This window comes from Peribacillus sp. BM1 (genome assembly GCF_056679975.1).
The window spans coordinates 1,763,619-1,775,426 of sequence record NZ_CM155259.1 but is presented as its reverse complement, the minus strand read 5'-3'; the positions used below and the strand labels follow the sequence as shown (position 1 = coordinate 1,775,426).

Annotated in this window: 7 protein-coding genes and 2 riboswitches; of the genes, 2 read left to right on the top strand and 5 right to left on the bottom strand. The window is 36.3% G+C overall.

Features of this window, described 5'->3' with window-relative positions:
* The first annotated feature begins 70 nt into the window (after positions 1-70).
* Positions 71-364 carry an RNA polymerase alpha subunit C-terminal domain-containing protein gene (locus AC1MGI_RS08540; protein WP_480349327.1) on the top strand — a complete coding sequence of 98 codons (294 nt, stop codon included), beginning with the start codon at positions 71-73 and terminating at the stop codon, positions 362-364.
* A gap of 200 nt (positions 365-564) precedes the next feature.
* Here AC1MGI_RS08540 and AC1MGI_RS08535 read toward each other — a convergent pair whose 3' ends face one another.
* Entirely contained in the window at positions 565-1,185 is a 621-nt protein-coding gene (locus AC1MGI_RS08535) for a DUF3298 and DUF4163 domain-containing protein (protein WP_480349326.1), read from the bottom strand.
* Between the two features lie 348 nt (positions 1,186-1,533).
* On the opposite strand from AC1MGI_RS08535, the gene AC1MGI_RS08530 reads away from it, so the two are divergent.
* The gene (locus AC1MGI_RS08530; protein ID WP_480349324.1) at positions 1,534-2,751 is read left to right on the top strand and encodes an ATP-binding protein; all 1,218 of its coding nucleotides are present in this window, start codon (positions 1,534-1,536) and stop codon (positions 2,749-2,751) included.
* A gap of 408 nt (positions 2,752-3,159) precedes the next feature.
* On the opposite strand, the gene AC1MGI_RS08525 is transcribed toward AC1MGI_RS08530, so the two are convergent.
* The 4 genes from AC1MGI_RS08525 to AC1MGI_RS08510 form a co-directional block, all read right to left on the bottom strand.
* Complete coding sequence (locus tag AC1MGI_RS08525; RefSeq protein WP_480349323.1) at positions 3,160-4,560, bottom strand: MFS transporter; 1,401 nt, start codon at positions 4,558-4,560, stop codon at positions 3,160-3,162.
* A gap of 208 nt (positions 4,561-4,768) precedes the next feature.
* Positions 4,769-4,870, bottom strand: a riboswitch (glycine riboswitch).
* Between the two features lie 321 nt (positions 4,871-5,191).
* The gene (locus AC1MGI_RS08520; RefSeq protein ID WP_480349322.1) at positions 5,192-6,550 is read right to left on the bottom strand and encodes an APC family permease; all 1,359 of its coding nucleotides are present in this window, start codon (positions 6,548-6,550) and stop codon (positions 5,192-5,194) included.
* A gap of 16 nt (positions 6,551-6,566) precedes the next feature.
* Positions 6,567-7,283 (bottom strand): cysteine hydrolase family protein, encoded by a 717-nt coding sequence (locus tag AC1MGI_RS08515; RefSeq protein ID WP_062184041.1) that lies wholly within the window; start codon positions 7,281-7,283, stop codon positions 6,567-6,569.
* Between the two features lie 306 nt (positions 7,284-7,589).
* Positions 7,590-7,774: riboswitch (Lysine riboswitch) on the bottom strand.
* A 300-nt stretch (positions 7,775-8,074) separates the two neighbouring features.
* A complete protein-coding gene (locus tag AC1MGI_RS08510; protein WP_480349321.1) occupies positions 8,075-11,245 on the bottom strand; it encodes an ATP-binding cassette domain-containing protein in 3,171 nt (1,056 codons plus the stop codon).
* Positions 11,246-11,808 lie beyond the last annotated feature (563 nt).

Genomic DNA, 11,808 nt, shown 5'->3' with positions numbered 1-11,808 from the left:
ATATTTAAGTTGTTACATTAGTAGTTAATGATGGTGTTCGTTCAACCATAAAAGGAAGGAAATATTTTAAATGACAACTTCAGAAATAAATGTAAGGACTTGCAACAAGGAACATACATATTATAAAAGTAGCGATTGTCCAACCTGTCCGACTTGTGAGCAAGAACGAAGACCCGTTAATGGATTTCTTTCATTGCTCTCGGCACCAGCAAGACGAGCGTTGGAGAACAATGGTATAACTTCTTTACAGGATCTATCAAAATATAGTGAAAAAGAGATTTTGCAATTTCACGGTATGGGACCAGCCTCTTTACCTAAACTTAGGTCTGCTTTGAAGGAAAATGGGTTAACATTCAGAAACTAAACACCAAGAATGATTATACTTACAGGAATGTATTTTATTTGATTTTTTCTTCAAGTAACGAATGAGCACGACCTTAATACGTGTAACAATCATTCAAACGCTCAGAGTGATAATGCTCTGAGCGTTTGAATGATTGTAAAAGAGATAGGCGGCTTTCAATATGAGGATTCTTCGTATTTACTATTATGTGAAAAGGTTGTTTAATTATTAACAGCCATTCGACCGAGGGGGCTATTTTCATCAATGATATCCTGTATATCAAATACAGAGATTGGGAACATAGGGAAACCAAAAACATATGGAGTGATTTCATATAGTTGAAAATAGATAACGAGGACTTTATCCGCAATGTAATAGTCTTGATTAGGCCGAATGACTGTGAAGCCGTTGATTAACTGAATATCACGTTGCTTAATTTGTGAATGAATTAAGGCTGATAGTCTTCTGACATAATCACTTCCAGGTTTAAACAAGTCTTTAAGTTCACAAAGCTTCCCCGTTTGCAAGTCAAACGTTAAAGACTTTATATACGTCATCCCATGAGCAGCATGGTAATGGTAAGTATAATTGGAAAGTGCTAAGCTCAGAACCTGGCGTTGATTGTTTTTGATTTCATACGACCCAATCATTTGTACTACAGTTTTCGGCATATTCCCAACTTGTTGATTTATGAGTTGCTGGGTTTGATCGACAATCGCTCGATTAATTGATCTTTCCATTTCTAGATTTTGCATACCTATTACTTTAGGATAAAACACTGTTTTATCCGGGCCGTTGCTGATTTCAACCGTTTTAATGCTAACTGGAAGCATAACGGGCATATTTATCTATCCTTTTCTAATTTTTATACCAGTGTATTCTTGAAAGAGTAAATGTATGCAAAAGACAAAAGTGAAGGAGCACGGAACCTTATCCCAAACTTTTTCAAGAATTTCTTTTCCGATCGTTAGTGACAAATGGGAATCCCCACTAAATTTTATATTCATTCATGCTATTATAGTAAAATAGGATTTTTTTATTAAAGATCCTATTAAACAACAATATTGTTACCATAAACCACGAGGTACACATTCAATGAGAGTTTACATACGTATACAACTCGCTGCCTGCCCATGTACCACGCAAAAGACGATCAAACACTTACAATTAGTACAACAAAAGGAGTATGTATGAAAGAATTTTATACTCACATTAATAAACGATTTTATTATACAGTCGTGCTCATCATCATCGCTCTAATGATTGTGGGGATGTTAATATCTATTCCACGTTATGGTGAATTTGAGGTAGGTTATACATTACATAGTATTCTTGTAATCGTTCTATCTGCCTGTTTATTGCTTTATCCTAAGTATGAAAATCATATTTTTAGAATTGTCATTATTATCGTAGGATCCGCTTATTTCTATACACTTTTCTTTTTATACCCAGAAACTTGGTCTACCTTTATCTTTCTATGTTTAATCCCTGCAGTTTCCATTTTATTTTTTGATTCAAAGCTATTTTACTTTTCATTACTATTAAATGGGCTTTCAATGGCAGTAACCTTTTGCTATATTGTGCTAATTGATCAGGGAAATCTATATCCACATATTAAACAAGATATAGCTGGGAATATTATTAATATTCTAGGCAGTCAAGTGGTTATCTATTTTATTTATCGAGCATCAAATTTACGTATAATAAAACAGCAGTTATATTATGAACAATTACAAAATTCGGAGCGATTAAAGACAACGGGGCAATTAACAGCTGCTGTTGCACATGAAATTAGAAATCCGTTGACAGTTGTTAAAGGTTTTTTGCAGCTTTACAATGAAAAAGACACACCAATTAGTAATGAGACAAAAGATCATTTTACTTTGATGATTGATGAATTAAATACGGCAGAACAAGTCATTTCTCAATTTTTATCTATAGCTAAGCCCGATAAAGATAAAAAAATGGAAATTGTGAATGTGAAAGATGTGCTTCATAGTGTAACAGATTTACTAAAATCATATGGACTCTTACATGATAATACGATTCATTTAAGTGTGGATGAAGATTGCTATATCTACGCCAACAACATTGAGTATAAACAATTAATGATCAATATTATTAAAAATGCTATTGAAGCCTCAAAAATTGGCGATTCTGTTCTTGTTACGGCGAAAAGAAAGAATCATTTTGTCGAGATGAAAGTAACGGACCATGGTTTCGGCATGTCAGAAGGGGAAGTTAAGTCTCTTGGTACTCCTTTTTACTCGTTAAAAAGCAATGGAACAGGACTAGGTTTAATGATTTGCTATCATATTACCGAAAAATACAATGGGACCATTGATTTCCAAAGCTCAAAAGGTGAGGGAACAACAGTGACGATCCGCTTTCCATCAAAGAAATCGTGAGGATGTTTTAAACATTTGCAATATGAGATTTCTAGCACTTGATGAGGAAAGAGCGTACAGAATTGTGAATAAATTTACTTCCCTAGAAGGAAAGATACATTTTAATCAAAAAAAGTTTGAAGTTAAGTTGTAATATTAATAGGTGCTGTCCCATAACGTAAGGGGCTGACCTCGCAATGACTCTAATAGTATTTTACTACTATTTACTGTTTAGAGAGTACGAGGTCAGACCCTTTTGGGACATGCTCTTTTTTGATTTCATTTTTATGGTTTACCCTTATTTATGGTACGGTCCACCGTAACACATCTAAGTGAGATTTACTTTTGATCTTTATTTCCAATATACTTCTATTCCTACAATTTTTTCTTCCCCATTATCTTTCTTTATGGTGTATGACTCAATGTAGTTTAAGAAGCCTTTCTCTCTTTTATTGATTTCTTGACACCTTCTTTTGGAATCGTAGCTACTATAGCTAGTAAAGCTAGTCCAGCAAAAATAACATTTACCAGTAACCCTATACTTGCAGCCACTTCCATATTTCCAGCCTTTTCAACTACACTATAAACAGTAACAGATATCGCTAAACCAAATGAACCGCCAAGTGTACTAGACATTTTATAAATACCTGCTGCCTCTCCTGCCTTTGCTTGCGGAACATTGTCTACGGCTGTATCTGTAGATGGTGTTGCATAAAGCCCAAGTCCAATCCCATACACGGTAAAACCAATAAAAACAACAACGGAATAAACCGAATTTGGTAAGATGGTTAAGGTCATTAACATAATTCCAGCCATCACTAAAAGACAAGCTAAGATCATCGGTTTTCTTGGACCATTTCGTTGTAATACTTTTTCACCCACACGAATCATCACTAATACAGCAACTAAATTTCCAAAAGATAGTAACCCAGATTGAAAAGAACTGTATCCTCTTGCCATTTGGACATAGGTATTGGCAACAATAAGTGCTCCGGCTACAGCATTCATTAAAAAGTTTGACACAGTAGCCCCAGTAAAATAGTTATTTTTAAATAAAGAAAGATCGATAAATCCGTTAGATTTTCCTTTTACAACTTTTAAAAATACCCAACCTCCGATGACAGTGACAGCCATTAACGTTAACGAAATGGGACTTGTCCAACCGAAGTCCTCTCCACGTGTAATGACAACATTTAAAGCGACCATCACTAGGAGAAAGATAACAAAGCCAGAAAAATCAAATTTTGATGAATGGCTTTGTTCTGCTTTACTCTCTGGTATATCTTTTATCAAAAACATAGATAGCAAAGTGAAAATAATGGAAAAAATAAAGATCCAACGCCATCCCAAAGACGTAGCAATTAAACCTCCTGCAAACGAACAAATGCCTGCGCCGCCCCAAGATCCAAAAGACCAGTAGCTTAAGGCTCTTTGTCGATCAGCACCATCAAAATAGGTTTTCACCAAAGCAATCGTCGCAGGCATAATACACGCTGCCGAGAAACCTTGAATCACACGCCCAATCATTAAGAGAACCGTCTCCTGTGCAAAGATGAGACAAAGTGAACCAATTATATTTAATAGTAAGCCAATAGTCGTAATTTTCTTGCGTCCAATTCGATCAGATATTCCTCCAGCTACTACAACAAACATACCTGAAAATAATCCGGATAAACTAATGGCTGTATTCAAAAGACCCAATGAAATTCCCATATCTAACTGAACTTCCGGCATCACATTTATTAGTGACTGTGAGAAAAGCCAATAAGTAAGCACCCCAAACACAATCCCCGTTATCATTCTGTTATTACCTTTATAGCTTGTTTCCATGGTAAACCTCTCCTTTTGGTTAATATCCATTAAACTAACTATGTCTCTTCAGTGATGATGATCGTGTAAATTGCAGGCACAACAAAAAAGGGCAGAGAAAAACAGTGTGTTTTTCTCTGCCCTTCTCTGTCCTTTTACCTGAGAGTTTAGCTCATTGGAGCCTTTCCCCTTTGGTGACGTATCGATTCATACGCTCTCTCCAGAGATGTGTCCAGTTGCAGTTTCTTCTACCTGAGAGATTCGCTCCAAGGGTCTTATTGAAGTTTGCTCCTTCGGTGGCTTATCATAAACACTCTCCTGCAACTTTCATCCATCTATATTTTCTATATATTTAGAATAGTTATTAAAACCGAACATGTCAACCAAAAATAGAAAACGCTTTCATTAATTATTGTCACTGTGATGCCTCGAAACATAAAGTGAAACTTCCCTCAGTGGGGGTTAGTTGAACCAATCGGGGATTTACAGGCTGTTTATCCCCCATCTATTTATTTCTTGATTCTCTCGTAAAAATTGAGGTGGGGGTATTACAGCCTGTTAAATCGGGATAAATAATGTCCCTTAATATGAGCAAAATAAAAAGGCATGAACTCAAGTAATAATACCAAGTTCATGCCATGTAAACTACCGATTACAAATCGATAAGACTCGGAGGTAGCTTTTTAAATCCTTTTGTTGTAATAAGCGCATAGACAACCCCAATTGCCAGCCATATAAAGCCTACTTTTAACGTCATTGGTGATAAATTAATAAATAAGTAGAAACAGATTAAGAAACCGAGGCCCGGAATTAATAAATAACGGATAAATTTCTTCTCTTGTTTCCGGAAATAGTAATACACAATAACAGATAGGTTAACAAACATAAAACCAGTTAAACCACCAAAGCTCATTAATTCTGCAACAAAATCGATTGATAGGAAAAGGGCTCCAGCAATACTAATGCTGCACATTAATAAAATATTGTAGATCGGTGTTTTATATTTAGGATGTAAATGTGTAAAGAATTTTTTCGGTAGAACTTCATCACGTCCCATGCTAAACATTAAACGTGAAGCACTTGCCTGACCTGTTAAACCAGCTGTTAAAGTTGAAACGATAATCGCTACTGTGTAAAGTGTTACAAGCACTGCACCACCTGCTACATTCGCAATATCAAATAAAGCCGTATCTGCTGAGCTAAAGTTATTCACATCTGGCCAGACTAACTGAGCAACATAAGCTTGCAAGATAAAAATAACCCCACCGATTAAACAAGAAAGAATGGCCGCTTTCCAAATATCATTTTTAGGATTCACCGATTCTTCCGATAAGGTTGTAATTGAGTCAAATCCTAAAAATGAGAAACATGCCATGGCTGCACCTGAAACGATGGCTGACATTACAAATGTTTCGTTATTAAAGAACGGGGTAATCGATACTAAAGCCGATGCACCATCCTCTACCATAATCGCCTTCATACAAAAAACAACGAAAATGACAACAACGATTCCCATAAATAACACTAAAATTTGGTTCGTTTTTGCTGCAACTGCAATTCCAAGAATATTTACGACAGTAATAACTCCGGCAATAATGAATACCCATACCCAATATGGAATGGACGGAATTAATGCATTGGCATAGGAAGCACCAACCATAAAGACGATTAAAGGCACTAATACATAGTCCATAAACATGGCCCAGCCGGCAAAAAAGCCTAAATGCGGATGAATCGCACGTTGTGTATACGTATACGTTGAACCGGAAACTGGGAACGCTGCAGCCATTCTGCCATAACTATATGCCGAAAACATCATCGCAACCATCGCGATTAAATACGCTAATGGCAACATACCGCCTGTCGACTGTGCTGCAAAACCATATATATAAGCAGGCGCAATGGGCGTCATAAAGGCGATGCCATAAATCACCAAATCCTTCAGTGTGAGGACACGCTTAAAATGAGGAGCTGTACTGTCTTGATTTGCATTACTTTGTCCTTGACTCATTTAAAAAGCTTCCTCTCTATTTTTGAACAACAGTACGTTGTTCAATTTCCTCTGAAATGAATTGAATGGTTTCATCTGTGCTCATCACTTGGCAATAAATTTGATTCATGATCATGATTTCTGCATCATGTAACTCTTTCGTTGCCGCTGCGCAAGCATCTTCTACTAAAATTACTTCAAAACCAGCGTCTGCTAAGCTACGTACAGTTGAGGCAACACATTGGTCTGTTACAACACCTGTACATACAACTGTTTCAATGCCCATATTACGAAGTAAAAATTCATAGTTTGTCCCACTTAAAACACTGTCTGTCGTTTTATTTACCACGATTTCATCTTCTAATGGTTTTAATTCATCTACCATTTCTGCGCCCGGATCACCGATTGGTAATAAGATATTATTCCAACCTGGACGACGTTGTACAGGGGAACGGTCACGTCCATCCTTATGATGGCAAGCAATCCGTCCGAAAGTGACTTCTAATTGATTGGCACGGAAAAAGTCTAGTAGTTTTTTATTGTTTGGAATCGCTACGTTATCAATACGATCATAGAAAGATTCCCACTTATCGAACATGCCTTTTTCTCGTGCAACTTGAGCATCCAATCCATCACGGCTAATAAATTGATTTTGCATATCCACGACTAAAAGTGCTGTTTTCGCTGGATCTAATTTCATTTTATCTTCGCCCGTCGGGATAAATTCGTAATAAAGTGTTTGCAGTTTTTCCATATTCATTTCCTCCATCTTAGCCTATACAAGCTATATTCATTTTTTCAATACAATGCATTCGTGAGCATCTGATCCTAACTTAAATGATGAAAAAGGTTCAGGTTCTAAAAACCGTATCACCTTATAAAGGTGGCGGTGCGGAGCTGATTTTTTAGAAGCCCAGCCCCGCACCGCCACCATAGAAAAAAGAGATCCCTTATATGCTAAAGGAATCTCTTAAAGGCAATAAAAAAAGACTAGATACCTTCCGAGAAAGAACCCGGAAATCGATGTAGCCATTCCAAATTCCTCACCCTTTTATCTCTTCTGAGAGATAGCACAACTTAATAAATTGGGAAACTTATTAAGACAGTCCTGTAATTATTCATTACAGACCCAGCACATAATGGCGAGAACTCATTATATACTTCGGCGACATTTCCTTCTGCATAGCTTCTTCGTCTTCTCTGACTCCACTAAGCACTAATAAATACCGCGCCTCTACCTCACAATCATAAAAAGCGAGGTGTATTGATTTACTTGATTTATTATATAATTATAAATATTACGATGTCAATATAATATTCATCTATTAACTATTACAAAATAAGTAAATTAATTAAAATACTAACAAATAAAATAATATACTAATATAACGTTTAAAAACACCAGTACAAGATATTCTTTTAACCAACAAGCTCAAGTTTTAGAATAGCAAAAAAACTCATTTGCCATTCATTATTGCAAATGAGTAATAATCACTAGCTGACATCTAGCTTTTTTTTAATATGGCTTGTATGAATCATTCTACTTTAATTGTTCTGCTCAATGCATTGGTAAACCGCCATCATATCTCTTTTATTCAACTCGCGAATACGATTAAAAATTGGAATATCACTAACAGCCTCATTTATTAAGCTCTCAGCAACAACATCACGTACTTTGCCAGTTAGCCATGTTTGCACGTCAAAATCATCGACGATTTCCTTACGCCCTTCTTCATTGATACCACTTGCATCACAACTCACACATGGTATCGATAATTTGTACACACCGTCATGAAGACCATCTTCTGAAATGACTTTCTTCCCTTTACAGAATGGGCATGGATGGTTTTTTTTAATCTTATTTATTTGGGTGACAATTTTTTTGTAACCAAATGCTTCATAAACATACGTTAGTTTTTTGTATTTTCCATTGGTGAAATACTTATCAATAATTGTTTCTCTTGTTTCGTCAATATTGGCAAAATCACAAATTGTTATCAGATTTTTACTGCTTATAGCTTCGATGTTTCCTTTAATTCTGTCCCAGAATGGTAAGACATTTTGTAATACCATTTCATAGTGGGCAAAGCTTGCCTGTTCCAGTTCAAGCATTTTCAGTGCGACTTGTGTTTCCCTAGGCAACAGGGAGACATCTTCCGTCAAGGCCATCTCGCCGCCAACAATCGATTTCATTTTTACGAGTTCTGGTAACTCACCTACCGTTTTCAAAACTTGATCAAGCGGCTGATGAATAATCTCACGAATATCTGTGTCGCCAAATTCGAGCTTTTTATGATGGCTTAGCACGGCGCCCTGACAAATCGGACAGGTAATCATCTCTTTTGACGCTTTCATATGCTCTTTAATAATCGATTTCGAAATGGACATATACATCCCAAGAATTTTATTAAAGCCATCCCATGTCCTCCGCGCTTTGCCTTTCTTATCATAGAATGACTTTTCCCAATACCCGTATAAAAAGGTATGCTTCTCTGCTTCTGTCATCTCATGATAGCTTTTACTAATATCTTGACCAAGTTCATTCTTGATCTCATCAAAAAGGAATTGCAATTTCGGATATTGATAATGTTTTAATACCTCCATCACGTCTGGATGCAATAGGCCATCCCAAAATGGTACGTTTTTGTCTTGAATGACAACATCAATATCAAATTTTCCAATCACCCGACGGCCCGAGCAGCTTGGACAATGATTGTCTTGATCATAGAAATCGAAGCTTCTTGTATCTTTATTAGTTGGATGCGCCGCCACAATATGGTTGATTAGACCGCCAATTTCATAGAGAAAACTATATTGACTATACAAATGTCTTTCAAAATCAATGGCGATGACGGGTGCAATTGTTTCAGATTCGTATTCACCATAAATCAATCGAGCCATTGATGATAAGCTTTTTAAGATGCCGCCCTTATAAAGGTTCTCTGCATTTTTAAAATAGTCAATCTGATTTTCTTCTAAATAGTGAATACCCTTTTGCTGCTTGAGTGTGGAAGAAAGATGCAATGGGTCAACTCTATCTGCACTGTTTTTTTGACGATTATAATCATCATGACTGACAACATCAAGATGTTCTACAGACGCATGCTGTCTTTTACCAAAATCAACGATAAAGTCAGAGCTTTCTAGCATGTAAGAATTATGTTCAATCATCATCATTGAGACGGATTCATCTTGTAGAATGCCCCTAATACTATCAATGAATTGGTTTAAAATATTCTGTGATAAACCTTTTGAAGGCTCGTCAAAAATAAAAAGCGTATGTGGGTTTCTCGAGTTAGCAAACAGCTCCGAAACTAAATGAACACATTGAAATTCACCAGTTGATAAGGACTGTGTTTTTCTTTCTAACGTCAAATAACCCAGTCCCAGTTTGATCAGTAAGCTCAAGCGTTTATGGGCGATGTCTTGAGTTGGTAGTTCTTCAATAATATCTTCAATTGAGCGCTGAAAAATATCATCAATATCTTCACTATACTTTGTGAGTTTCTTTTTAATATCAAGAAAAGTCGCAACGGTTGACCGACTGGTAATCGATTGGTTTCGATCTTGACCTACCATAACTAGTCTATCTTTTGGATATCGCTTCAGAAAATCTTTGGCTATACATTCATTGACAAGTGTAGATTTACCACATCCAGACTCACCCGTAACGGTTACAAGTCTATTTTTAGGAATCTGAATTTCAGCCATTTGAATATTACGGCAATATAGATCATGAAATTGATAGTATTCTGTTGGTATTGCCTGATTTCGTTCCCAATGGATTGGTTGTGGGCGTGGTGATTCTCCCACGATTTCCCCGCCATATTTCCCACTACCAGGACCAAAGAACAATTGCTCATTCGTTGTATCGAGCACTGTGTCTGAATGATCAATGAGCCAAATTTGATTTTTATAGCCTAGCTTTTTAATCTGTTCCAAAATTTGCAATAGTGTTTGGTGATCAAGCCCAACGGAGATTTCATCAATAATAATAACGGTATTTTCACTTGCTGCCATGAATTCTGCCAAGTAAAGTCGTGTTAATTCTCCACCTGACAAAGTACCCATAATACGATTTAATGTTAAGTAACCAATACTCATATTGATCATATTTTTAAGAATATGCTGTTTTGCTTCACTAATATGTAATTCTTCTGCAAGGGAAAGAATCGATTCAATGCTTAAGTTGTTGATATCGGAAATACTATGTGGTTGATCCAATAATTCTATTCTTTTTTGCTCAACTTCTGGATTATAGCGCTTGCCCTCACACTTTTTACATTCGACATTTTGGGTAGTACCGCGTCCTTTACACTTAGGACACCAGCCTAATTCATTATTAAATGAAAACACTTCTGGAGAAAGATTAAATTTCTCAGCAAGCCGCACGCGGAGGTCTTTAAAAACGCCCGTATGGGTGCCAATCGTTGAACGTGGATTGGCAGAAATGGCTGATTTTCCGAGAAACAGGACTAAAGGCATTTCTTCCATCTTGATGGCACTGAAATTGGTTTCCATGATATTAGGAAATAAATACTGATATTCAGCCTTTGGCAATAAGGAAACGAGACGCTTCTTGGATTCTTCACCAATCGTTTGGCAAAAAGTTGTTTTACCAGATCCAGACAAACCAGCAATTCCTAACGATTTATCTACTGGTAGTACTGCATCTAATTTGTTAATATTATTCGCAATTAATTGATTGATTTTCATAGTGAATGATATCCTCTCAATTCTCTCAATTTAGTTTTTCTATGTTGGCATAACGACTAATAATTATGTTGTGTTATTTCGAATCGACGTACCCATACTAATTGTAAACGAATCGATGATGTAAAGCTTGCCATTCATGCTTTCAAAGAATAAAAGAAATCTAAAGCCTTTTTTGGCCAGAGAGCCCTTTTGGTATTATTCATTTAGAAACTTAACCCATCGTAAATTTTTAAACAGGTCTACAAACCCACCTATCTTTCCATGACAGTGCTCAAAGAGGATAGCAAGCATACTATCCTCTTTGAGTACTGTTTCTATTTTCTTTAATTACCAGTTTATTAAAGAAAATAGATGGACCTATTCATTTCCAAAGAAAAAGCACGTTTTCAGTAATCTCGGACTGTCCCATTAAACATCTACAAAATGAAATATTTGAGGGACAATGTACCTGTCCCCTAGCATCTAATTATACAGAACATCAGTTCTATTTACAAATGAAATGTTCACTTAAAGCACAAAAAATCGAAACATTAGCACGCCTAAAACACGCCTGTTTCGACCTC

Coding starts and splice junctions, on each gene's coding strand:
- AC1MGI_RS08540 (WP_480349327.1), top strand. CDS start 71: ATGACAACTTCAGAAATAAATGTAAGGACTTGCAACAAGGAACATACA.
- AC1MGI_RS08535 (WP_480349326.1), bottom strand. CDS start 1,185: ATGCCCGTTATGCTTCCAGTTAGCATTAAAACGGTTGAAATCAGCAAC.
- AC1MGI_RS08530 (WP_480349324.1), top strand. CDS start 1,534: ATGAAAGAATTTTATACTCACATTAATAAACGATTTTATTATACAGTC.
- AC1MGI_RS08525 (WP_480349323.1), bottom strand. CDS start 4,560: ATGGAAACAAGCTATAAAGGTAATAACAGAATGATAACGGGGATTGTG.
- AC1MGI_RS08520 (WP_480349322.1), bottom strand. CDS start 6,550: ATGAGTCAAGGACAAAGTAATGCAAATCAAGACAGTACAGCTCCTCAT.
- AC1MGI_RS08515 (WP_062184041.1), bottom strand. CDS start 7,283: ATGGAAAAACTGCAAACACTTTATTACGAATTTATCCCGACGGGCGAA.
- AC1MGI_RS08510 (WP_480349321.1), bottom strand. CDS start 11,245: ATGAAAATCAATCAATTAATTGCGAATAATATTAACAAATTAGATGCA.